Below are 23,124 nucleotides of genomic sequence, written 5' to 3'. Positions count from 1 at the left end.
GATGAGATTCAGGAAAGAAAACATGGCCGGACTATACCTCACCGTAATTATCCATCTTACGGCGGTCATAGTGCTGCTTTCCTGCAAAATCACCAGACTTACAGTAGGAGAGCAGTCATTCGTCCTCGATTTTACCGGTCTGGAAGAAGCTGAAGAACAGCGTAGGCAGGAGGAATTCAAGGCGGACATAAGTGCGCAGCTTGATGAAATGATTGCCAGTGCCTCGGCGTCGCAGAACCGGTCCAATATCCGTAACATAGCAGTGGATGCCAATGATACGCGTACGGGAGAACAGCTGCGCGACGACCGTGGTGCCAATGACGTATACGATCAGGCAAGGGAACTGCAAAGAAAATTGGATGCGTCAAGGAATGCCGCACTCGAAGAGCAATTCGAAGAGGACGCCGTTGATTTGAGTGGAGGCAGGAGCAGGAAAGATGACAGCGAGGAAAAAATATCTTATAAAGGCCCTTCCGTCGTATCCTACAGTCTGGACGGAAGGAAGGCGGTGACGTTGGAAATTCCGGCCTACAAATGCATCGGGGGCGGGGATGTCTCCGTCGTCATTACGGTAAACCGTTCAGGCCGGGTAATAGATGCGGACGTAATCGCCGAAGTTTCCGAACCGGACGAATGCCTGTGGAAATACGCCGTACAGGCGGCGAAAAGGTCTGTTTTCAAGGCTTCCGAGTCGGCTCCTTCCAAGCAGACCGGAGAAATCGTCTATCGTTTCGTGGCGCAATAGCCAGTAGCCTTTCTTGCCGAAACTATCCTCCATACGAACAGCGCGAGGGCCGCAACCGTTCCGGCAACGTAGCCTATGACAGGATTCAAATCCAGGCCTCCGCTCGGATAAGGTGCAATCAGAAAATAACTCACACAGACAAAAGTCAGGAACGTCGCCGGCAACGAGTAAGGGGGTAAAAACGAAATGTGATTTTTTAGAGTAAAGTGATGAGTGGTATAACTTCATGAGTAAACGAACTTTAAACATCCTTGAAGGCAGAAAGAGGTTAAAAACGAAATGCGCATAAACATAACATTCGTTTAACATTTAGCCCGATTTTGAACGCGCTGTTCAATGAATATTTAACATCGGCACAAAGAAACTATCAAATGCACATAAATCGCGCTTGAAAACCGCTATAAAGGCTATTTTGGCCATTTATGGCGGTTTATTTTTGTGCCTATATCGCATCCCTTCTCACACCCTTTTTGTTAAATCATAAAATTGTGGAAAATCAGTTAGGGCGGACACTTGGGCGGACATTAGGGCGGACAAAATAGTGTGACAAAAAAACGAAATGTGCGCGTAGGGCGGACATTAGGGCGGACACTTTTTGTAAAAAAATACCCCTTTGGATAGGGGGATAATGACATAAAAAGGCTAAAAAATGCTGATTTTAGGCGGTTAAGACACCCCTTATGACATGAAAAAAGGCAATTAAATTTAAATTAACTGTCTGATTTTCGTGTATTTACCCCAAAATACACGCGAAAAAAGTGTGTGTGCGCCATTAATTGCACTATTTTTGCGTAATTTTGTATGAAAATTGGTTATTTTTAGTATGTGCGATAACAAGTTTAGCATTTTAAAGGATTTTAGATTAAGGCTGGAACCTTTCAAAGCATCTGAGCAGATGTTCATAGAGGATAGTGGCGATGTGGATATGTATTTCAAATTTCTCATTAAGGAATCTGATGACAGTGACGGCACAATAAAATTTGTACCAGAGGATAATGCTCATGGCACGCTCATTTTGACCATAAAGAAAGGTTCGGGGGTTAGAAGAACGCCTCCGATAAAGATAGGTACATACGGCAAAAAATCATCGGTTGCGGGTGAAAATACGGGATTGTATGTTTCGTTTGAAGTAATGCCGGTTCAGTCAAATGGCAAATTGACATATCAGACAAATGTCCAGTATCAGATAAAAGGGGGAGAATGAGATGGGAACAATAAAACAGCCTATAACCATTTCAGTGGAAAATGAAGTGATCGTTACTCTTATTCAAATCCCAGAAAGCAGTGCGCGAAACATTTTAAATCACCATTTGCACAAGGTAAAAAAGAGTAAGGAATGGATTAATGCACTGATATTCTTTGTGCCGTTTACATTAACCTATTTTCTGTCGGAATTTTCAGTGAAACCTATCTTCGGATTGGAAGTAAGCGCCGATCAGATTTCGACATTTTTCTTTCTATGCTGGATAGCTGCATTGGTATATGTGATTTATACTGCCATCAATGCGATACGATATAAGGATTCTGTTGATGATATAATCAAAGATTTGATGGACAATACAAAATTCTAAAGTTTTTATATAGGACTGTGAGGCCGGCACGATGGGAGGTGTCGGCCTTTTTTATTCTATGGTATGAAAGGTGATGGATGCCTTGACTATGGCGAGGGCGCGTATGCTGCCGAGGGGGATATCCTTGGGCTCGAAACGGTCGTTGTGACTGACAAGGCGTATGCATTCCGGCTGATCCGATTTCTGGATGTATTTGACGACCGTGAACGTGTCGCCCCCTGCGACGAAAGACAACAGGTATATCTGCCCCCAGAGGATGCTGTCTAACGACAGTTCCAGTTTCTTATATATAATAATGTCCCCGCTTTTCAGGAGCGGTGTCATCGACTCTCCCCTGACATAGATTGCCCCATCGACGGGAGGGATATTCGGAATCCGCAAGTAGTCTTCTGGGCTAATGTTGCTTTCGTTGAAAATCGCCAACAGTCCGGCAGTCGCACTCGTGTCATATAAAGGTATGTCCTGAACCTCTATCTTTCTATCAGTTCGCAAAAGAAAGGTATTTGCAAGTTGAACATCGGCTGCCTGTTTCAGCATACTGCCATTTCCGGACAACAACCAATCACCCGAATATTGGGGAAAATTTTCTACTATACGCTGTAGCCATTTGGTTTGAATATCGGTTTTTTTTATGAAAGCTTTTGATAGTACACCTTTACTTGCTCCTATCAATTGTTCCATTTTACCAACAGTAATATGCTCATTATTAATTATCTGCTGAATTCTATTTAAAATATCATTCATAATAGTAGAAAATTTTCTTCATAAAATTTTGAAGTAGGGAAAATTTTCCCTACTTTTGCAAAACCGTAATACAGTTACGGGCAAAGTTAAGAACAAAATCAATAACATCACAATTATGAGAAGGTATATCCAGGTAACGAAAGAAATCCGGGCACGCTTGTCCGGGAAGTACGGGGTGACAAAGAAGACGGTATGGGAGGCCCTGTCATTCATCACGAAAAACGAGAGGTCCCAAGGCATCAGGAGGGACGCCCTCAAATGGGGCGGCCTGCTGATCGAGGAGGGCTTCGTGCCCAACTGCCGCACGGAACACCTCGGGAAAGGCAAGATCAGCCAAGCATTTTCAAACGGCGTGGCGGTCCTGCTCGAGGGGGACACGGCGAAAATATTCGTGCATGGGAACGAGATGGAGTCCTACTCAGGTGTCACTCTCCGCACGTGGGGCAACATCCTCGACAGGGCGCAGCGGCTGTCGGAGACCGGCGAAATCGAAACCATAATGCAGTAGGCCATGAAACGTAAGAAAAAAGGGTTCAAGGAATGGTCAGACCATTTTGAGTCGGACAAATCCAGGGATATAGACACCCTGTCGGACTTGTTCCTGAAATATAGTGCCCTAGAGCAAAAGATCATTGCCACCAATCCGACGTTAATAGACATAGACCAGGATAATCTATCACATTCCTACAAATGGTTACCATTCCCAGTTCGGGATGAGATGTTTCAAATTCAGGAACGACTGTCATTATCAGATGTCGAATTGTTTCCAAATGATTTTTTATCTGCCGTCCTTGCAGGGTTAATGAGAATTCAAGTTCCCAATGGCATTCGTTGCCATTCGATACTGATCCATACGGATTCCAATTCGTCTCGCTTCTGTATCTCAGGTTCAGTTTCTTCAGAATCGCTCCGAAAGATTTTCTTGCATCGTCAAGCAAGAGGCGATTCGGCAGATGAAAAATGAATTTGAAACATGCAGGTACCATAACGCTAATATTTAAAGTTTTCAAGTACAAATTTAGCGATTTCCCGTATAGCTCAGTTGGCAGAGCAATCCAACCCTGCCCTTGCAGGAGGAAGTGTCTCCGGTTCGAGTCCGGATGCGGGAGCCAGGAATGCGAAGGATGGAAATATTCAACGACATATTGTGCGTGACCGTGGCCGAACTGACGGCCGACGACGGAGGGGTGCAGGTGATGAGCTACGACAATTACCAGAAGTTAGCCTCTCGCCATCGCATCAACATAGTCCGCGCCGGCAGAGGCCTCGGCAGCTATGCGTTGATAGAATGGTCTTCCATCCCCGCGAGGTTCAAGGAAAGGTTCATGGAAAAATACGGCGACCCGGAGAAGATGCTGAAAAAGGACGAAGGCATGCTTGAATACGACATGAAGGCGAAGGAGTTCTTCGCGGAGTACATCCTTCCGGACGGGAAGGGGATAAAGTCGGGCAAGCAGTCGGAGTTCGTCATGAACGCCTCGGTACTGAACCTGCTTCTGCGCCGCGCCGACGAGCAGAGGGCGGCGCGCCACCGGTGCGGCAACTCCACCCCGATCAACTGGAAGGGCATCCATGCGGAGTGCGAGTCGCTGAGGGACACATACGGACACACCCTCCCGCATAATGCCGCGAGGCTTCGCGAGAAGATGCGGCAGTACAGGCGCGAGGGCTACGCATGCCTGGTGTCCGGAAGGCTCCTGAACACCAACGCGCAGAAGATCACCCCGGAGGCCGGGGAATACATCATAGCCCTGAAGCGGTCGATGGTCCCCGTCTATACCAACTCCCAGATACTGGCGGAATACAACGCCAAATGCGCGGAGACCGGCTGGAAGCCGCTCAAATCGCTTACGATGCTCACGCAGTTCCTGAACCGCCCGGACGTGAAGGGGCGTTGGTACGCGGCGGCGCACGGGGAACTGGAGGCGAAGAGGCTTTACAACTGGCAGCACGTCACCGTCCTTCCGGAGACACGGGATGCCCTCTGGTACATGGACGGGACGAAACTCAACCTCTATTTCAAGAGATACACGCAAAAAGGATATGTCCTGTCGTCGGTGCAGGTCGTGGAGGTCGTCGACGCGTACTCGGAGTGCCTCATCGGCTACCACGTATCGGAGACGGAATGCTTCGAGTCCATGTACGAGGCGGTGCGCATGGCGATAACAAACAACCGGCACCTTCCAGTGGAACTCGTATATGACAACCAGGGCGGCACGAAAAGGGCGGATGCGAAGGAATGGCTCGCAAAGGTGTCGGTGCGGTGCAGCCGCCCGACAGCCCCGTACAACGCGGCATCCAAGACCATCGAGTCCATCTTCAACCGTTTCCAGAGCGGCGTGATGCACGGGCATTTCGCCTTCACTGGCATGAACGTCACGACGAAGTCTGCATCCTCAAGGCCCAACATGGAGTTCGTCATGGCCAACCTCGAGAACCTTCCGACATACGAGGAGGCCCTTGCCCTGTACGCAGGGATGCGCGACGAATGGAACTCGATGCCGCACCCTAAATACGGCAGGCCTCGCATCGAGCTGTACGAGTCCTCGTCCAATCCGGAATCCCCGGAAGTCGGCGAGGCGGCGTTCCGCGAACTGTTCTGGATAACCTCCCCGAAGGAATGCCGGTTCACGGCAAGGGGGCTGCAAATCACCGTCAGGGGAAAGGAATACACCTACGACGTCTATGGCAGGGACGGGCTTCCGGACATGGCCTTCAGGCGCGACCATACCGGCGAGAAGTTCCATGTGCAGTACGACCCGCACGACATGTCGAGGGTGCGGCTCTGCACCAAGGACGGGTACGGGTACCGCCTCGTGGCGGAAGCCGCCACCTACGCCGTCGTCCACAGGGCCTTGCAGGACCAGCTGGAAGGCGAACGCGCGTTCATTCGGCAGATGGAGGATGCAAACAAGAAGGAACGTGTCCGCAGGCACCTCGAGGGCATGAGGCTGGACATGAAGTACGGCACCGCCCCGGAACAGCACGGCCTCGTCACGCCGAGGCCCCAGGGCATCACCGACAAGGAATACGAGCATTACGCGGACATCATAATGGCCGAAGAGGCGGCAAATGAAACGGCCGCCGCGGAACCCGCCCCGGGAACCGTCGGGCAGTTCAACAAGGCACAGAGCAACTCCACCTTCGACCAGATAGCGGCATACGACAAACTGTAAACACAAACAAAACAAAAACGATATGGTGACACTACAACAGAAAGAACTCATCAGGGTTAAGCTTGAAGAATACGTAAGGCGCTACCCCTCCCAGAACAAGGCGGTCAATTCCCTCAAGGGAACTTCGCAAGGCACGGTGTCGTCGATACTGAACGGCAAATGGGACAGCATCAGCGACGACATGTGGATGAAAATCCAAAGCCAGCTGGACATGTCCGGCGGCTGGAGGCTGTGCGGCACTTCCGCCTACAACTCGCTCATGCTGTACATGAAGGATGCGAAGGACGAAAGCAACGTCATGTGGGTTGTCGGCCCCGCCGGTATAGGCAAGAGCACCGCGGCCGGGGAGTTCTCGAAGTCGAACCGCAACGTGTTCCTGCTGACATGCTCGGAGGACATGCACAAGTCCGATTTCGTGAAGGAGCTTGCGGCCAAGATCGGCGTGCGGGCGACCGGGATGACGGTAAGGGAGACCCTCTCCGCGATAATAGACTCGCTTGTGAAGATGGAATCCCCGTTGCTGATATTCGACGAGGGCGACAAGCTGACGGACAGCGTGCTGTACTACTACATATCGCTGTACAACGCCCTCGAGGACAAATGCGGCATGGTGTTCCTCTCCACCAACTACATAAGGGAGAGGATGCGCAAGGGGCTCGGCAGGGCGAAAAAGGGGTATGACGAACTCGACAGCCGCATCTGCCGCCGGTTCGTCCAGCTCGACCTGGTGAGCGGGGACGAGGTGGAGGCGATATGCGTCGCCAACGGGCTTTCCGACAAGGCGGCGATACGCACCGTCCGCAAGGAGGCGGCCGAATGCGGGAACGACCTTCGCAGGGTCAAGAAGTCGGTACACAAGGAGCTGAAGAAACTTTCATTGAGAAACAACTGAAAACCGTTCAAACATCGTTCAAATGGCAAAATCGTTATCGGCAAGGCAGGTGCTTGAAATCCGCAGGGAGAAGATATCCCCCGGCGGGGAATGGGCGGGATGCCTCGGGGACATCGACCGGCACTGCGTGGTGTTCGTGTGGGGCAACTCCGGCAACGGGAAGACTTCCGCGGTCGTCAGCCTCTGCCGGGAACTCACGGCGTTCGGCAAGGTGCTGTACCTGTCCCTGGAGGAAGGCTACAGCCTTTCCCTCCAGAACACGCTGAGGCGGTTCAACATGGCCGAGTGCGGTCCGAGGTTCCAGCTGCTGGAATCCTGCACCCTTGACGAGCTCGACGAAAGGCTCTCGCGCCCGAGGTCGCCGGAATTCATAGTGGTGGACTCCTTCCAGTACATGCACCTCAGCTACAGGCAGTACTCGGCGTTCAGGGACAGGCACCGCAACAAGATGCTGATATTCGTCAGCCACGCGGACGGCAAGAGGCCGGCCGGGCGTGCGGCAAGGAGCGTGGAGTACGACGCCGGGCTGAAGATATGGGTCGAGGGGCATGTGGCATTCAGCAAGGGCCGTTTCATCGGCGAGACCGGGAAGGCCGTCATTTGGGCGAAAGGGGCGGAAAAATATTGGGGAAAAGAAGAATAAAACATTGTCATCATGGAAAAGAAAACTAAAAACTACGCATGGTTCTATTCGCTGCTGAAGGCCAACCCTTACGCGGACAAGGAATCCCTGGTGCTGCAATACACCGACGGGCGCACTTCCTCCCTAAGGGAGATGAGTTCGGCGGAATACGAGGCCATGTGCCGTGACCTTGAAAGGGGTACGAGCCCTCACGGGGCGGAAGACCGGACACGCCTGAAGAAGGCACGTTCGGCTGTGCTGCTGAGGCTTGCGAGGCTCGGACTGGACACTGTGGACAACTGGGACGGCATCGACGCCTTCTGCATGTCCCCGAAGATAGCGGGGAAGAAATTCGCGCAGCTCGGCACCGACGAGCTGGAGGCGCTCGTCAAGAAACTCGAAAGCATCCTGCACAAGGGCGGGCTGAAGCAGGAACGGCCGGAAAGGCGCGACATCGCCGTGATGCCGGTTTTCTACAAGGACAGCAAATGGCTTTCGTGATGGACAGGATAAACAATGCGGTGGTGAATTTCGGTATCATAACGCCGGAATCGGGAGACGGGGGCAGGCATAATCACGAAAAAGATCTTCTGACCATGTCGGCGGAAGAATTCTGGAAACACATAGAATCATTGAGGAAAAAATTCAATAAACAGGAGTAAAAATGGAAAAGGGACAATTACAAATCAGCGAGGCGGAACTTGCCGAGTTCCGCGCTTTCCAGGCCGAAAGGCAGCGCAAGGCCGCTGCCGAGAAGGCCAAATCCGACAGGGAGGCCTACAGGCAGATGGTTGACAATGAAATCGACTCGGCGATACCGGAACTGCTGCAGGTGTCCAGGGACATCAAGACGGTCAAAAGGACCGTATTGGAGAACTTCAAGGCCATACTTGAAATGAAATCCGAAATCCTCCACCTGACGAAGGACGACCAGAGGTCGCACACCTTCACCAACTCCGAAGGGAACAAAAGGATAACCCTCGGGGTCTACACCACGGACGGCTACAGGGACACTGCCGAGGACGGGGTACGTATAGTGCGCGAATACATCGAGTCGCTCGCCGGGGACGACAGGACCCGTTCCCTGGTGTCCATGGTAATGAAGCTGCTGTCCCGCGACAACAAGGGCACGCTGAAGGCTTCGCGCATCCTCCAGCTGCGCAAAATAGCCGAAGAAAACGGAGACCCGCGTTTCATCGAGGGCGTGCGCATCATAGAGGAGGCATACCAGCCCGCCGTTTCAAAGACCTACATCAAGGCGGAAATAAAGGGCGACAACAACGAGTGGGTCTGCATCCCGCTCGGCATGACGGAGGCGTAGCCATGTCACGGGGGCGCTCGCGAAGACTGCTGGAACGCCGCGACCGCATGGTCGCGGTAAGGTTCCACTACTGGACGGAACAGCAACGTCTCCGGACGGACGATGCCATAAGGCAGTTGGCGGAAAACGAGTTCTTTCTGAGCGAGAGCACCATATTGCAGATTCTTAAAAAGATGTCCCGCACAGGCGTTCCCGTGAAGATACGCCGTCCCCGTTGCCCGAAGATCACGGCGGAACAGCTGGCGTTGTTCACACGGGAACTGTCAGGGAAAGAGGATGTCTGACATAGGCGGAATATATTGAAAATGGACGGAACCTTCACGGCATCCGTCCATTTTCAATTGTTATCCTGACTGACGATCCGGGAATTGCCGCCGTGTCCGGCCGCAGCATTTCCGTGACCTCGGCCGTGTATGAGGCCTCGTACACCTTGATTCCATGATTGTAGGTGTAAAACCTGCTTGAAACGCGCACGAGCCCGGTAGTCCAGCTTTCGGCCCGGAACCCCTGCACGAGCGAGTGCAGCCTGCGCCTCAGCACTTCCCGTTCCTCAATCCTCCTGACAGTCCCGGACGATGCGTGCGTGTCGTCGTAGCAGTCGACGAGGAGCCGTACCCTGACCGTGGCCAGGCCTTTCTGCGAAAGCCCCTTGATGTTGTCCCATGAGGTGTCGGGGGCATCCACGAGTACGGACGGGAACACGAGGGGGTATGTGTCCCGGTTTTCATCGTCTATCATCTCGAGCTGTCCGTAATCCTCATCGACGAGTTCCACGCCTTTCATGTTTTCGGACAGATGCCGTATCAGCGGCATTAGCAATGTCTCTTCCATATTCCAATCATTTTATGTTGTCGATAATCCTTTGCAGCGCCTTCATGGTTTCGGCCTCTACGGCCTTTCCCACTTCCGGGGATTCCCCCATGAATTTCCTTTGCGGTATTTTTATCTTGCTGCCTGTCCTCTTCAAGGCCATGTTGCGCCAGAAAGCGGCTTCCCCGCGTATGGAATCGGCCTTCCTGCTCCGCGACGGCCTGCCGCTTTTCAGCACCGGGACATCCCCTGCGGCCTCGTAATGCTTCGCCCAGAAGAACTTCTTCATCCTGGCGGTCACGGCGATGTCCGCCCCATCGTTGTGCGTTCCGGCATAATGGGCGGTGTTGCGGATTGCCACGCGCCCGGTACCTGGGATGTAGTCGGTCGAATCCCTCAGGTGGTTGGTACCGGACAGCAGCGGCCCGTACCGCCCCGTGGCTCCCCTGAAGCCTGCTTTCGACCTTATCGGCGTTTTCCACGGCTTGCCGTAGAATCCGCCCCGGTTGAAATTGTCCCTGATCCCGTTCACGACCGCCCTGCCGACACGCACCGGGAGTTCCCTGTCGCGCACGCGTTCAAGTTTCTTCAGCAGCAGGTTTATTGATTTCTCAAGTTCCGGTGACATTTTTTATGATATTTTTTGTTTTGTAAAAAACTTTTAATATATTCGCGCTATAAAATGATTCTTATACGATGCCGCCATCAGGTAGGCGGAAGGGTTTAAAACCCCTTATATTGTAAGGTTCGAGTCCTTACCGTATGAGAATCATTTTATTTTTATAAGTTCAATCATTTTCAAGGTACTTTTATCTATGATTCCGGCTGTGACGAATGAATTCACAGTGATTCTTTGTCCGTCCGCTTTTATTTTCTCGTTTATTCTGAACACGTATTTGTTCGTGATACCGTCCACTGTCTCCACGTACCACAGGCCTTTCTGCTTCTCGTCCCAATACACTTCCAGCCTGCCAAGGTCGGAAAGGGCATCGGCCAAATGATCCGGATTGACAGTCTTCCCTTTGTCTGTCTTATTCTCGCGAATGGCATGTTTTATCCTATGGTCGGTCACGAAGATTTCGTCCGATACCGGGGTTATCCCACGTTTTTCAATGAAACGCAGCACGGACCTGTCGAGATTCCCTATCTTGACGGCCTGTCCGGTCGGGAATGTCTCCTTGACCTGTACGATGATTCCCTTGATTTGCTTTTTAAGCGCCATGGTTTCCGCGGCCTTTTCCGCGCCAGGGTAAGCCTTGGTATAATAAGGGTGCGAATCCGAGAACAGTTTGCCGTCCGTTGCGGGGTTGTTGTCAAGGCCGGGCTGCGCCTTGACGGGGTAGAACTTGCGGATCACGGAATCGTCTGCCGGTTCGTCCGTCTGCCGCAATGAACACTTGCAGTTCCACCTGTCGCCCGGACGGTGGTCGTTCCAGAACGGATGGTTCACGGGCAGGGTGAGCCGGGCTTCCCAGTACTGGCGGTGCAGCGGGTCCTGGTTCGGCGAGGTCGTGGGCATCCATCGTACATTCGGGAACACGTCCGCCTCGTCCTCGAAGTGCCTCCAGTCGGCGGCGCGGTGCGCCCTGATGACGGCCGTGTCGTACTCGGTCCGGAGCCAGCTTCCGCAATAGTGCGACGTCATGCCCCGGACGTCGCGCACCCACCGGTCGAAGCTTTTCAGGTTGCCGTCCCCGTCCAGCAGCCTCGATGCCAGGTCGTTCTGCATCCTGTGCGTGCGGAACGCCGAGAACACGGCGTTGTTCCGTCTGATTTCGTCAAGGAACATGTCGTCGGCGGCCTTCCCGGACTCGGCAAGCCCCTCGGCCGCCGCCTTGTCGAACAGCCTCAGGGTCTCCTCGAAGATGTCCCGCTGTATGCGGCTGCGCACATCCATGCCGGACCATATCTCCCTGAGCCCTTTGGCCAGTGCTTCGGGACTGAACGATATTTCCTGCCGGGCATCGCCGTACAGTCCGCCGCAAGATTCGCACCTGTGGCCGTAAAGGGAGTCGATCAGTACTTCAAGGGAGCCCCGTCCTGCGGGGCCGCGGCGAAAAAACCCTTGAGCCTGTCAATGAATTTTCCTTCACCCCCGTTCCCTTTAACGCCGCCGTCCTTCAGCCGCTTCTCCAACAGTGCGGCGCGTTCGGCCTTGAGGCGTTTTTCCTCCTCCATGTCCGCCTTGCGCTTCTCGTAGTCTTCAGGCTTGTCAATGTCGAAGGTCTCGTACAGATAGCCGTCGGATATCGGCAGGCCCATTGCGGAAAGTTTCTCCACGACGTTGATTTGTACGGTCTTGTCTATTTTTTTCTTTTCGACATAGCAGAACTCCCCTCCGGCCACATCCACCCCGAGGGAGGCGAAGATGTCCGCCATGTCGTAATTAAGGACGTCGAGTATGAAATCCCTGTCGTCCTCCTTGAGCTGGTCTTCCTCCTCCTTGTGCACGGTGCCGAGCGCCTGTGTCCCGGTCGATTTGGCATCGGTCGTCAGCGTGTTGCCGAGGACCGCTATGGATATCTCGGTGTTGCACATGTTCGCGAAACGCTCGTACAGGTCCACCGTGCCGGATTTGTTCGAGGATTCAATGAGGTTCAGGGTGCTGTTGTCGGGATGTATGTACACCGCGTTCGCGCCCTGACTTCTGGCATCCTTCAACAGCCTCAGCCTCGCTTCCTCGTCCCCGGCGTTGTAGGTGTATTCGCGTATGGGCATTCCGAACACCTGGCAGAACTCGGCCCAGTCTCCCATGTTCCCCCTCTTGTACAGCACCATCGGTGCTATCTTTGCGAGCATCCCGAGTTCCCTGTCGCCCTCGGACACGTACAGGACATCGGAGAATTCCCCGACCGGCACCCCGGACGTGTCGGACTCGTAGCGCAGCACCTCCCTTTTCACCGGGTCGAAATGCTTGCGGTCTATGAGGTCGTAGTCTATCCATCCCCTGCCGTCCCTGCGGAACTGCACGAGGGTGAACCCCCAGAATTTGGACCACATCAGGTCTTTCACGAAACGCCTGAACCACGGCGAGCGGAGATGCGCGTTCACGCCGTCGTCCGGCTTCCCGTCCCTGCGGAACTCTATCGGCATCCGGGACACGCCGGCAAGCCTTTTGTTGATCACCCCCGTCAGGTGCAGGTCGAGCAGGACGGAGGCGTATATGTCGTAAAGCCTCGAACGGCTGTACAAGTCTATGGCCGTGGCGGATGACAGCGACGACATGTACGACTGCATGTCGAAATGGAATATTTCGGGGGACTGGAGCACGATGTCCAGCCTCGTCCTTTCCTCCGAGAGCTGCGTTACGCCCCCGGAAGTTATCTTGCGCCCTTTTGCCGGGCGGCCTTTTTTCCTGTATTCATTCATGGTATGTCTGGTGTTTGAACGCTGTTTGAACGGTTAAAAATGCGTTTCCCTTAACGGGTTGCCCGTTATCTGCCACGGGCTGTTGGCCGACTGTGTGTAGTCCGGAAGCCTGGGCGCGCCGTCGATGGTGATGTCCCCGCGCGATACGGCCTTCAGCCATTCCACCGCCCTGTCGTAACGGTCCTTCCGGACCTGCGACATCTTGTACGGGTTGTGGATGCAGAAGAGATGGTACACCGCGATGTCCACGGCCATCATCAGCACCAGCTGGTGCCGCCCCTCCCCGGTCTGCGAGAAAATCTTGTCGCAGTCGTAGAATTTTCCGAGGTACGAGCGCATCTCCATTACCGCCCGGTCCTCGCACACTTCTATTATTGCCCCGTCCGAAGCGGCATCGCCGCGGAGGAGCGAATCGAGTATGTCCCTGTGTATCGAGGCGTCGTAATCCCTCAATGTTATAAAATTATAGTTTTCCATTTCACATCCTTTTTGATTTGTCCCTGAACGATGAAAACGGCATGGTGTCTATTGCCGAAGAAGCCTCCAGCATCTTGTCGTCTATGATTTTCACTGCTCCTTCGATGCAGTCCGGGCCGTCGGCGTTGTAGGGCAGCGACATTTCGAAAAGGCCGAACTGGTCATGCAGTTCCGCCATGTGGGGATTGTCCCTCTCCTCCTCGTTGAATACCAGCGAGCCGTTCCTGTCAAGGGGTTCGAGTTTCGCCTCTATCCTCGCGGCCTTGTCGATTTTGGCACGGTTGTCGGGGCTGATGAACAGGCTGTCGTGCCTTTTCCCGTTCGCCTGCCGGATCAGCGGTTTGAACACCTGCTCGAAGAAAGGGTCCTGGAGGCTGTTGTTTTCCTGGTAGAGATAGACCGCCGTCCTCCCTCCCACGTAATCCCTGAGCTCGTAGAACCACCCTATGTAGTTCGCGTTCGTCTCCCTTGCGAGGAAGCCCTTTATCACGTAGTATTTCCCGCCAATCTTGCCCACGAGCCATGCGGCCTTCATCGAATCGCTCTTGTCCTTCCTGTTCGAATAGGCCGGATCGCCGTAAACCACGAGGAACTTGAACTTTTTGAGAGCGGGCACCTTGCCGTAAGGCAGGTTCTTGAATATCTTCCCCTCGCTTACCGGGTTGTTCATGTATTCGCCCTGGAACGCCTTTTTCGATATCGACATCCTTATCCTGTCTATTTTCTCAGGGGTGTTCTTTTCCGGCCACGTGCTGTTCCCGTCCCTGTCCACGATGTTCACGATGTCCCAGTGGTCGGCCATCTTTCCGGCGCGGGCCACGCACGTGTCCTTGGCTATGATGTTCCCGCAGAATATCACCAGTGTCGGCTTGCTGACTGAACGGGTCGGGTACAGGGCCTTTTCGAACCAGTCCCATTTCTTGTCCAACGTCACAGTGTTCCGGCAGTCCTCGTCTGTATCGAAATCGTCCACTATGATAGCATCAGGGCGGACGGACTCGTTGCGCATGCCTCGCGGGGCGTTCCCGGCGCCTATCGCATAAAAAGCGGCGCCGTTCCTCAGTTTGAAGGCTGTCGATGTCCAGCTTCCGGGAACGGCCGTTTCCCCGTAGAATTGCTTCAGCCTTCCGTTGGCTTCGAAATTGGCCTTGTACGGCGCAAGCAGTTTTTCCGCCGACGTCTCGGTGGCCGAAGCGAGGATGAAGTTCCTTTTCCTCCCGGTCAGCGCGAGGAACATGGCGCAGAACATCACCACGGTGCTTTTCGCGAGTTCGCGCGACCAACTGAGCACCTCGTACCATTCGTCATTGGACAGGATGCGCCTTATCGCCCTTTTATGGAATTCCGCGAACGGATACCTGGCGTATACGGGGAAGAAATACGTTATCCATTCAAGCGGGTGCGCTTCGAGCCATGCGAGTTTCCGTCTTTTTGCGGCCTCGTCAAGCCCGTTTTCCACAGGAGTGCTGTTTCGGATGCCTTCAAGGTATGCCTCCCACTCTTTGATCTTTAATTTTTCCTCGGCTGTCATGGATTCCATTTTTTATGGATGAATAACTTCTCTATTGTCATCTTACCCCCCCCCATGCGCTGGTAATGAGCATGTTTTGCTTATCGAGCCTATTTCGGTGAAATCATCGGGCATCGAATATTCGGACACGAATGCGGGGCAGGGAAGCTCACGGAGCCAGTCGTAAAACCGGCAGTGGTCGAATTCCATCCCATAGCCATCGGTCCCCGAATAAGGGGGATCGCAATATACCACGCTGTCTTTCTCAAAGGCGATATCCGCATAATCGAGCCCGGTAACCGTGATTTCCACCGGCGGAACCCCGGAAACCTGCAGGCGCTTCAAACGCTGCACGGGATCCAACTTGGGCAAAGGCCCGGGAGTTTTCATCAGTTTTTTGTAGCACTCGAAGCGCCGTTCCCATGAAGGGTTCAGCACCATGTCGCATGCCACATATCTTATTTCTTCGATATCCTTCCCCCACAGGTAATTCCTGCAGTTGTTCCCGAAACTCCAGCATGCCGCCACGTATGGGTCGGTGTTTTTCATGCGGTGGAATTCCTCCCTGGTGACGGCAGCCGCGCCGTCCTTGAACTTGCCACGTACGGCATCGACGAACATGCGGGGATATTGTTCCTGGATGTCGTTCAAATGGAACGACTTGAATTTTCCGGAAAGCATTGCCGCATGGGCGACCGCACACCCTCCGGCGAAGACATCGTAAAAATGCTCCGCCTCTGGGAAATGGGACACCACCCATCCGGCAATTTTGTTCTTCGAGCCTTTGTATGGTATTCCGTATGCCATGGTCAGTTTATCGCATCCTTGATGAAGGCATCCCATAGGGAGGCCACTTGTTTCCCCATATCGATGTCCGTCTTGCGGACCCATTCGCAGAAGCGTATGCCGACCGACACCATGTCGGCAAGTCCGGCCTCGCGTTCCATCTTGTCGATGGCCGCCGCGAGCTTCGCAAGCACGTCTGCCTCCTTGGCATTGGCAAAGCGTTGCCCGGCCTCGCGTTGCAATATGCCGGAATTGATTTCGTCAATCTGGCGGTACATGTTCTTGAGTATCTGTTCGCGGGTTATGGTCATGCCCGCCTTGAGCTCGTCCCACCCTTCCGACTTGGCCCAGCGGCCCACGGTCTGCCTCGTCGTGCCCACCTTGGAGGCAATCTCCTCAAGGGTGTACGAGCCGAGGAGGTATATTTCCCTCGCAAGGGACTTCTTCTGTTCATTTTTCAATGGCGCCATCGCTTTTTTTTATTGCAAATATCACCCGTTGCGGGCGGTGCGTGAAATTCTGTTTTTATCACACTGCGAAAATCGGAGTGTGATACTTCAAAAATCGAAGTGTCATTAAATCAAGTTTTTGACGGTTTGCGGCAATCGGTCATCTTTGCACAAACATTTCAAGGATGGAAAGGAAATTTTTCAATGTCATACCGGGACCAGGCAGAGGGAGCGCCTGCATACTGCTCTACGGACCTATCGGGACACACGAGAGGGTCGACGCCTCCGACGTGGTGGCGGAACTGCTGTCGCTGCAGGAACAGTACGGAAGCATAGACGTGCGCATAAACAGCTACGGAGGGGAGGTCTTTTCCGGCATCGCTATCTGCAACGCCCTGAGGAATTCCGCTTCTGAAATCAACATATACGTGGACGGCATAGCGGCTTCAATAGCTTCCGTCATAGCCTTGTGCGGGAAACCGCTGCACATGTCCCGCTTCGCCCGCCTCATGTTGCACCAGGTGTCCGGGGGCGCATACGGCACATCGGAGGAGATACGCCGCGCGGCCCAGGAGGCCGAACAGGCGCAGGTCATACTTGCACAGATCATAGCCGGGAAGTGCAAGATGGACGTGCAGGACGTAATATCACGGTATTTTTCAGGCGGCGACCATTGGATAAACGCGCAGGAAGCGTTGGAGATGGGCCTGGCCGATTCCATATATGACATGGAAGGGGCCGACCGCAATGACAATCCTTCCGCGGAGGAAATTTACGAATTAACCAACAGCCTGGCTGACAGGCGTGCAAAATATGATAAAGACATGGGACTTTTAGAAGAAATCAGGAAAAGGCCGTCATTCAAGAATGTCGCAAACGACGACGAAGTCATGCGGCGCGTGGCGGAACTGGAAAACGATGCGGCCAAGGTGCCGGCATTGCAGGCACGGGTGGACACGCTCGAAAAGGAACGCGACGAGGCCGCAGAGGCCGCAAGGAAGGCGTTCGTAGACTCGGCCGTGGCGGACGGCAGGATAACGCAGGAGCAGACAGCAACGTTCATGGCCCTCATGAAATCAGACGAGGCGAATGCGAGAAAACTCATTGACTCGTTACCTAAAAAGAAGGGGCGCATAAACGACTTTATCGGTAGCGGCTCTGACAGGTCCGCGGAACTTGCGGGGATGACCTGGGACGAAATCGACAAGGCCGGAAGGCTCGCGGAGCTCAAGGAGAACCATCCCGAACTTTATGACAGGAAGTTCAAGGAGACTTTCAGTAAATGACAACCAAATAAAACAGTACAGATATGGCTATACAGAAAGAAATCTGGTTAAGGACGATAGTCGAAAACCTTTTCGCCGACGACACCTTCGCGGCGAAGGCCGTCAACGACGACCAGTACGTGAACGAGGGCAAGAAAGTACACATACCCAACGCCGGCGCGCCTTCCAAAGTGCAGAAAAACAGGAGTACTGTTCCGGCAACGGTGTCAAAGAGGACGGACACGGATGTAGAATACGCATTGGACGAGTTCACCACGGACCCGGTACACATCCCTTATGCCGAGACCATAGAGCTGTCGTATGACAAGCGCAATTCGGTGATATCGCAGGACAGGGCTCAACTGTTCGAAGTGGCAAGGCAGAACCTGCTATATAGATGGGCCCCCGATTCGAACCACATGGTGCCTACGACGGGAAAGAGCGTGGCAGCACACACCGCTTTGGCTACAGGAAACAGGAAGGGCCTGTCCAAGGCCGACGTGCTGACCCTGATGACACAGTTCGACAAGGACAACATACCGCAGCGCGGAAGGTACCTTCTCCTTGACGCGCAGATGTACGCGCAGCTGCTCTCGGACATGACCGAGACGGATGCCATAGGCTTCTTCCAGGCGGCGGACGTCAAACGCGGCATAGTGGGAGGCCTGTACGGCTTCGAGGTCATGAAAAGAAGCCAGGTGCTCCGGTATAACTCCTCCAACGCCCTGCTTGAATTCGACAAGGCCGGTGCGGCCGCCGACAATGCGGCGGGACTCGCCTGGTACGAAGCTTCCGTGTCGCGCGCACTCGGCGAAGTGAAGATGTTCGATTCAATGGACAACCCTCTCTATTACGGGGACATATACAGTTTCCTTGTTAGGTGCGGCGGAGCGATACGCCGAAACGACAAGAAAGGAGTATATGCGTTGGTTCAGTCGGCAGTGTCGGCAGGCTAATCACTAAAAAAACAAAAGCCATGGCACTGCCAAAGATAACGATAGAATACCTTAACGGCCAGCTCGGGACCGTGCCTGAATCACAGGACGGCCTTCTCGCCCTTGCCGTGATAGGGGCTACGGCGGCCGGCGCAACTTTCGCACTCGGCAATCCGTACACGATATACCGTCCGCAGTCGCTCGACGGGCTCGGCGTGACACAGGAAAACAATGCGCGCCTGCATTCGCTCGTGTCGCAGTTCTATTCCACGGCCGACGAAGGCACGAAGCTCGTGGTCGTCGGCTATCCGTCCACGGATACCATGTCCGGGCTTTGCGACAAGACTTCCGGCAAGCTCCGTACCCTATTGCAAGCCCAGAAAGGGGAGCTCAGGGGGATAGTGCTCGCTTCGGCGGTCGAAGCGGAGGAAGGTGCTGAAGGCCTTGATGCGGACGTGTTTTCCGCATTGCCCAAGGCGCAGGAGCTTGCCGATTATTCGGCCTCGGAACTGTACGCCCCGATATTCGTGGCGCTTGAGGGGAAGGGGTTCACCGATGCCGCGGACCTCAAGGACCTGAGCGACCTCGGATACAACAGGTGCTGCGTGGTCATAGGGGGCACGTCCGACGACGGGGACGGAGCGGCGATGGGCATATTCGCCGGCAAGGTCGCATCCGTACCCGTGCATCGGAACATAGGCCGCGTTGCCGACGGGGCGCTATACCCTGAAAAGATGTATGTCGGCGGCAAGCCGGTCGACGAGTGCGTTGACGACATAACCGCCATATACGACAAGGGCTACATCTGTCCGCGCACGTATGTGGGACGTACCGGATATTTCTTCACCGACGACAGGATGGCGTGCGATCCTACGGACGACTATGCGCACCTCACGAACAGGCGCACCATCGATAAGGCCGCAAGGATAGCGTATTCGACGTTGCTCGACTACTTGCTCGGGGAGATCGATACCAACGAAGACGGCACCATGCAGCAGGGTGTCATCAAAAGCTGGCAGGCAGAGGTGGAAGGCGCAATCGACACACAGATGACCTCGGCAGGGGAACTGAGCGGGACGGACGGGTCGGGATGCAAATGCAGCATAGACCCTTCGCAGAACGTCGTATCCACTTCGAGAATAAACGTAACGCTGAAAGTGAGGCCCTACGGATACGCACGTTTCATCAACGTGTCGATAGGATTTTTATTGTCTTCATCAAACTAAAGTTGTATGTTCAATTCAAGGGAATACGAATGGGCTGACGTATCAGTCATCATGGCAGGGCGCGACGTAACCGGCATACGCGCCGTGAAATACTCTCCCTCGCAGGAGAAGGAGCCGCTTTATGCGAAGGGTAACAAGCCGCACGGCATACAGCGGGGCAACAAGTCGTACTCAGGGACCATCACCCTGCTGCAATCGGAGCTCGAAGCCCTGGAGACGGCCGCAGGCGGTGATGCGCTCGACATATCTTTCAACGTCGTCGTAGCCTATGGGAACCCCCTGAGGGGCGATGTCATAAAGACGGACCTCCTCGTCGGGGTCGAAATCACCGAGATTCCGAAAGGGATGGCGCAGAACGACAAATTCATGGAAATAGAGATTCCAATCATAATGATGGATGTCAAAAGGAATTACATTTAAAATTACGGACATGTTCGAATACACAAAGGAACAACTTTCAAAATGGAAGGAAAAGCACGGGATGCTTTTCGAAATCAAGGTGGAAGACAAATTGGCAATAGTCAGGAAGCCGGGCCGCAAGGACCTGTCCTTCGCCACGGCCGGCAGTTCGCAGGGCAAGGATGCTCTCAAATTCGCGGAAATCCTGCTGCGGCAATGCTGGGTGGACGGAGACAAGGAGATAATGGACGACGATGAATACTTCCTCGGAGCAGTCCCTACGCTCGAGGCGCTTGCGGAAACGAAGAAGGCGGAAATAAAAAAGCTGTAGAGCTGGCCGACGGCTCGCCGGGGGCGGATTTCATCGGATATTCCGACACGTTGCTCAGGTATTACCTGCACGTGGATCCGGACACCTTGTCGGACCAGCAATGGGCGACGATGCTGGCGCAACTTGGAGACATCAGGCAAAGGGAATCAGGTAAAAGGAAATGAACAAGGTCCTGCAATTCATAATAAACTTTTCCGCGAAAGGCGGCAACGCCGTGGCGGCACAGGCGGCAGCCCTCCAGCAGAGGCTCGATGCCGCGGATTCGTCCGCGGCACGCCTCGCATCAAGCGTGGGCGGACGGCTGAAGTCCGCTTTCATGTCGCTGCCAGGTGCGGAATTCATCACCAACCCGATAGTGGCGATGACTGCAGGAATAGGCACGGTGGCCAAGCTCGGCATGGAGGCCGACATGACAGCCACTTCGTTCGGGGTACTTGTAGGCTCGGAAGAGAAATCGGCATCGATGCTCGAGAAACTCAACAAATACGCGGACGATACCATCTGGGGCCGTAAGGAGATACTCGAAGCCTCGAAGACCATGCTCGGCTACAGCGTATCGGCGGACACGGTCGTCTCGGACCTTCAAAGGCTCGGCGACATAGCCATGGGCGACAAGCAGAGGCTACAGTCGCTCGCGCTCGTATTCGGGCAGGTGGCATCGGCCGGGAAGCTGCAAGGCCAGGACCTGTTGCAGCTCATCAATGCGGGATACAACCCGCTCCAGGATATCGCCGAACTCACAGGGAAGACCATGGCCGAAGTAAGGGAGGAGATGTCAAAGGGGACCATATCCTACGAGATTTTCAGGCAGGCAATAATCAAGGCCACCTCGGCGGGAGGACGGTTCAACGGCATGACGGACAAACTTGCCCAAACCTCGGGAGGGGCGTTCCAGCAAATGCTGGGCGTGGCCTCAAAAGTACTGCTCGAAATCTACAAGATAATGAAACCTCTCCTGATCCCGGCATTCAACGCGTTGTCTTCGATAATGGAAAAAGTCCTGATTCCTGTCGTACAGGGCATTGCGGCCGCCTTCAACTGGCTTTTCAACCTTTTCAGGGAAGGAAATCCCGTCGTCCTGGCCGCTGCGGCCGCAATCGGAGCATATACCGTGGCGATGGCAATCAATACGACCGTCCTGAAAGGATGGAAGATAGCGGAACTTGCGCATTATGCGGCGTTGCTGCTCGTCGAGAAGGCCCAATGGCTCGTCAACGCAGCAATGACAGCAAACCCGATAGGACTCATAATAGCCGGAATAGCGGCTCTTGTCACTGCCGTTATCGTGTGCTGGAACAAGTTCGCCGGATTCCGTGCCGTCATACTCACCGTATGGGACACGATAAAGGGTTTCGCCCTTTTGATCAAAGACGTCGTGGTCGGCAACATCATGTCGCTGCTCAATGCCATAGGCAAGGTCGGCGAGGCCATCGGGAAGCTCTTCCGAGGCGATTTCGACGGGGCGTGGCAGTCTGTCAAGGATGCAGGCAAGGCGTTCATCGACACAGAAGGAAAGGCGAGGAACATTCAACAGGCCAAAGAGCTTTTCGGAGGCATATCCGGCAACTACCAGTCCCGGCTTGCGCAGGAACGCGCCAAGCAGGCGGCCAAGGATGCCATCGAGGAGCCCGAGGCGGCGGCAGGTGTAGCCGATGATTTCATCGGCCCCGCATTGGATGCTTCGGCGGCAAGCACCTCTCCAGGGAAAGTAGCGAACGACATAACGACCGGGGGAACGCGCAACACGCAGATAACACTGAACATAGGGAAGTTTTTCGACAATATCAATGTGACAAACGAGCACGGGGTCGGTATGAACGAATTGAGCAGGATAATAATTGAATCAATAAACAGATCGCTTGAAATAGCGACAAGCGCGGCAAGATGATTACGAAGTTCATATTGGGCAACATACTTTCAAGGGTGCTTCCGGGAAAGCTCCCTCCGTATTTCCTGTTCGACGACACCGCCGTGGCCGACATTCCGCCGGACCGGTTCACGGACATCGAGTCGATGGACTACGGCGAGCTCGAAGAGCTCGTAAAGACAAACGCAATCGGCGTGCCGATGGTGTTCCCACTACAGCTCAGGATGCAAGGCAAGGACTGGTGGACATTGCCGCTGGAACCGCTGATTACCATCAACGGCACAAACGTCATCACTAAGAAGCAGGTTTCAAAAGGCAAGGTGCGCGGATCGATAAAGGAGAGATGGACACAAGGGGACTACCAGCTGAGCATCGAAGGCATACTCACTGATTTTTCCGGCAATGATTACCCGTATGACGACGTAAGAAGGCTGAAGGAACACTGCGAAGCTGCATCGGTCGAAGTCGCATGCCCGCTTTTCGAGGTCTTCTCGATCAACAGGATGGTGATAGAGGATTATTCCTTCCCCTTCACTTCGGGACGTCATAACCAGGCGTACAGGATTGCCGCCAGTTCCGACGACATATACAGGCTGCTTTTGAAAAAGGACGATTTAAAACAGTTATGA

29 protein-coding genes and 1 tRNA gene are annotated in these 23,124 nt (G+C 54.0%); 20 read left to right on the top strand and 10 right to left on the bottom strand.

The window, feature by feature from the left end; genetic code table 11:
• The first annotated feature begins 1 nt into the window (after window position 1).
• Window positions 2–745 (top strand): hypothetical protein, encoded by a 744-nt coding sequence (locus B5F83_RS01165; RefSeq protein WP_087275993.1) that lies wholly within the window; start codon window positions 2–4, stop codon window positions 743–745.
• Here B5F83_RS01165 and B5F83_RS10610 read toward each other — a convergent pair.
• A complete protein-coding gene (locus tag B5F83_RS10610; RefSeq protein ID WP_156455340.1) occupies window positions 724–879 on the bottom strand; it encodes a hypothetical protein in 156 nt (51 codons plus the stop codon). The genes B5F83_RS01165 and B5F83_RS10610 overlap by 22 nt on opposite strands.
• 689 nt (window positions 880–1,568) lie before the next feature.
• Between B5F83_RS10610 and B5F83_RS01155 the strand changes: the two genes are divergently transcribed.
• Window positions 1,569–1,949 carry a hypothetical protein gene (locus tag B5F83_RS01155; RefSeq protein ID WP_087275987.1) on the top strand — a complete coding sequence of 127 codons (381 nt, stop codon included), beginning with the start codon at window positions 1,569–1,571 and terminating at the stop codon, window positions 1,947–1,949.
• 1 nt (window position 1,950) lies between these two features.
• Window positions 1,951–2,316, top strand: a complete 366-nt coding sequence (locus B5F83_RS01150) for a hypothetical protein (RefSeq protein ID WP_087275984.1) — start codon at window positions 1,951–1,953, stop codon at window positions 2,314–2,316.
• Window positions 2,317–2,367: 51 nt separating this feature from the next.
• Here B5F83_RS01150 and B5F83_RS10515 read toward each other — a convergent pair whose 3' ends face one another.
• Window positions 2,368–2,808 (bottom strand): S24 family peptidase, encoded by a 441-nt coding sequence (locus tag B5F83_RS10515; RefSeq protein WP_143822432.1) that lies wholly within the window; start codon window positions 2,806–2,808, stop codon window positions 2,368–2,370.
• A gap of 367 nt (window positions 2,809–3,175) precedes the next feature.
• Between B5F83_RS10515 and B5F83_RS01140 the strand changes: the two genes are divergently transcribed.
• From B5F83_RS01140 to B5F83_RS01100, 10 genes are all read left to right on the top strand, one after another.
• A complete protein-coding gene (locus B5F83_RS01140; RefSeq protein WP_143822431.1) occupies window positions 3,176–3,568 on the top strand; it encodes a hypothetical protein in 393 nt (130 codons plus the stop codon).
• A 3-nt stretch (window positions 3,569–3,571) separates the two neighbouring features.
• Window positions 3,572–4,024 (top strand): hypothetical protein, encoded by a 453-nt coding sequence (locus tag B5F83_RS01135; protein WP_087275976.1) that lies wholly within the window; start codon window positions 3,572–3,574, stop codon window positions 4,022–4,024.
• A gap of 63 nt (window positions 4,025–4,087) precedes the next feature.
• A tRNA-OTHER gene (locus B5F83_RS01130) sits at window positions 4,088–4,172 on the top strand.
• Window positions 4,173–4,184: 12 nt separating this feature from the next.
• On the top strand, window positions 4,185–6,236 hold the full coding sequence (locus B5F83_RS01125; RefSeq protein ID WP_087275973.1) for a Mu transposase C-terminal domain-containing protein: 2,052 nt from the start codon (window positions 4,185–4,187) through the stop codon (window positions 6,234–6,236).
• Between the two features lie 22 nt (window positions 6,237–6,258).
• The gene (locus B5F83_RS01120; protein ID WP_087275970.1) at window positions 6,259–7,128 is read left to right on the top strand and encodes an AAA family ATPase; all 870 of its coding nucleotides are present in this window, start codon (window positions 6,259–6,261) and stop codon (window positions 7,126–7,128) included.
• 22 nt (window positions 7,129–7,150) lie between these two features.
• Window positions 7,151–7,771 (top strand): hypothetical protein, encoded by a 621-nt coding sequence (locus tag B5F83_RS01115; protein ID WP_087275967.1) that lies wholly within the window; start codon window positions 7,151–7,153, stop codon window positions 7,769–7,771.
• 12 nt (window positions 7,772–7,783) lie between these two features.
• Complete coding sequence (locus B5F83_RS01110; RefSeq protein WP_087275964.1) at window positions 7,784–8,251, top strand: hypothetical protein; 468 nt, start codon at window positions 7,784–7,786, stop codon at window positions 8,249–8,251.
• A complete protein-coding gene (locus B5F83_RS10605; protein WP_158094119.1) occupies window positions 8,239–8,412 on the top strand; it encodes a hypothetical protein in 174 nt (57 codons plus the stop codon). Before B5F83_RS01110 ends, B5F83_RS10605 begins: the two co-directional genes overlap by 13 nt.
• Before the next feature lie 2 nt (window positions 8,413–8,414).
• On the top strand, window positions 8,415–9,071 hold the full coding sequence (locus B5F83_RS01105) for a DUF3164 family protein (protein ID WP_087275961.1): 657 nt from the start codon (window positions 8,415–8,417) through the stop codon (window positions 9,069–9,071).
• Window positions 9,035–9,355: a transposase gene (locus B5F83_RS01100; protein WP_143822548.1), complete on the top strand. Its 321-nt coding sequence runs from the start codon at window positions 9,035–9,037 to the stop codon at window positions 9,353–9,355. The genes B5F83_RS01105 and B5F83_RS01100 overlap by 37 nt, the downstream gene beginning before the upstream one ends.
• Before the next feature lie 34 nt (window positions 9,356–9,389).
• On the opposite strand, the gene B5F83_RS01095 is transcribed toward B5F83_RS01100, so the two are convergent.
• The 8 genes from B5F83_RS01095 to B5F83_RS01060 all read right to left on the bottom strand — a co-directional run bounded on the left by B5F83_RS01095 (window position 9,390) and on the right by B5F83_RS01060 (window position 16,493).
• Entirely contained in the window at window positions 9,390–9,902 is a 513-nt protein-coding gene (locus B5F83_RS01095) for a hypothetical protein (protein ID WP_143822429.1), read from the bottom strand.
• A gap of 7 nt (window positions 9,903–9,909) precedes the next feature.
• Entirely contained in the window at window positions 9,910–10,509 is a 600-nt protein-coding gene (locus tag B5F83_RS01090; protein WP_087275952.1) for a phage virion morphogenesis protein, read from the bottom strand.
• Between the two features lie 141 nt (window positions 10,510–10,650).
• Window positions 10,651–11,778 (bottom strand): hypothetical protein, encoded by a 1,128-nt coding sequence (locus tag B5F83_RS01085; protein WP_087275950.1) that lies wholly within the window; start codon window positions 11,776–11,778, stop codon window positions 10,651–10,653.
• A gap of 119 nt (window positions 11,779–11,897) precedes the next feature.
• Window positions 11,898–13,250 carry a DUF935 family protein gene (locus B5F83_RS01080; protein ID WP_087275947.1) on the bottom strand — a complete coding sequence of 451 codons (1,353 nt, stop codon included), beginning with the start codon at window positions 13,248–13,250 and terminating at the stop codon, window positions 11,898–11,900.
• A gap of 33 nt (window positions 13,251–13,283) precedes the next feature.
• A complete protein-coding gene (locus B5F83_RS01075; protein WP_087275943.1) occupies window positions 13,284–13,727 on the bottom strand; it encodes a phage protein Gp36 family protein in 444 nt (147 codons plus the stop codon).
• 1 nt (window position 13,728) lies between these two features.
• Window positions 13,729–15,267, bottom strand: a complete 1,539-nt coding sequence (locus tag B5F83_RS01070) for a hypothetical protein (protein WP_239383791.1) — start codon at window positions 15,265–15,267, stop codon at window positions 13,729–13,731.
• 33 nt (window positions 15,268–15,300) lie between these two features.
• On the bottom strand, window positions 15,301–16,044 hold the full coding sequence (locus B5F83_RS01065) for a DNA adenine methylase (RefSeq protein WP_158094118.1): 744 nt from the start codon (window positions 16,042–16,044) through the stop codon (window positions 15,301–15,303).
• A gap of 2 nt (window positions 16,045–16,046) precedes the next feature.
• Window positions 16,047–16,493, bottom strand: coding sequence for a DUF1804 family protein (locus B5F83_RS01060; RefSeq protein ID WP_087275940.1), 447 nt, complete (start codon window positions 16,491–16,493; stop codon window positions 16,047–16,049).
• 164 nt (window positions 16,494–16,657) lie between these two features.
• On the opposite strand from B5F83_RS01060, the gene B5F83_RS01055 reads away from it, so the two are divergent.
• The 7 genes from B5F83_RS01055 to B5F83_RS01025 all read left to right on the top strand — a co-directional run bounded on the left by B5F83_RS01055 (window position 16,658) and on the right by B5F83_RS01025 (window position 23,124).
• Window positions 16,658–17,758, top strand: coding sequence for a head maturation protease, ClpP-related (locus B5F83_RS01055; protein WP_087275937.1), 1,101 nt, complete (start codon window positions 16,658–16,660; stop codon window positions 17,756–17,758).
• Between the two features lie 23 nt (window positions 17,759–17,781).
• Entirely contained in the window at window positions 17,782–18,693 is a 912-nt protein-coding gene (locus B5F83_RS01050; protein WP_087275934.1) for a hypothetical protein, read from the top strand.
• Between the two features lie 20 nt (window positions 18,694–18,713).
• The gene (locus tag B5F83_RS01045) at window positions 18,714–19,898 is read left to right on the top strand and encodes a DUF2586 family protein (RefSeq protein ID WP_087275931.1); all 1,185 of its coding nucleotides are present in this window, start codon (window positions 18,714–18,716) and stop codon (window positions 19,896–19,898) included.
• A 6-nt stretch (window positions 19,899–19,904) separates the two neighbouring features.
• A complete protein-coding gene (locus B5F83_RS01040) occupies window positions 19,905–20,318 on the top strand; it encodes a hypothetical protein (protein WP_087275929.1) in 414 nt (137 codons plus the stop codon).
• Between the two features lie 10 nt (window positions 20,319–20,328).
• Window positions 20,329–20,628, top strand: coding sequence for a hypothetical protein (locus B5F83_RS01035; protein ID WP_087276206.1), 300 nt, complete (start codon window positions 20,329–20,331; stop codon window positions 20,626–20,628).
• Between the two features lie 160 nt (window positions 20,629–20,788).
• Window positions 20,789–22,516, top strand: a complete 1,728-nt coding sequence (locus B5F83_RS01030) for a tape measure protein (RefSeq protein ID WP_087275926.1) — start codon at window positions 20,789–20,791, stop codon at window positions 22,514–22,516.
• Window positions 22,513–23,124 carry a DUF6046 domain-containing protein gene (locus tag B5F83_RS01025; protein WP_087275923.1) on the top strand — a complete coding sequence of 204 codons (612 nt, stop codon included), beginning with the start codon at window positions 22,513–22,515 and terminating at the stop codon, window positions 23,122–23,124. The genes B5F83_RS01030 and B5F83_RS01025 overlap by 4 nt, the downstream gene beginning before the upstream one ends.

The sequence above is a fragment of the Muribaculum sp. An289 genome (genome assembly GCF_002159555.1).
Lineage (GTDB): Bacteria > Bacteroidota > Bacteroidia > Bacteroidales > UBA932 > Merdivivens > Merdivivens faecigallinarum.
Note: the sequence above shows the minus strand (reverse complement) of the source record. Positions and strands in the feature narration are given on the sequence as shown.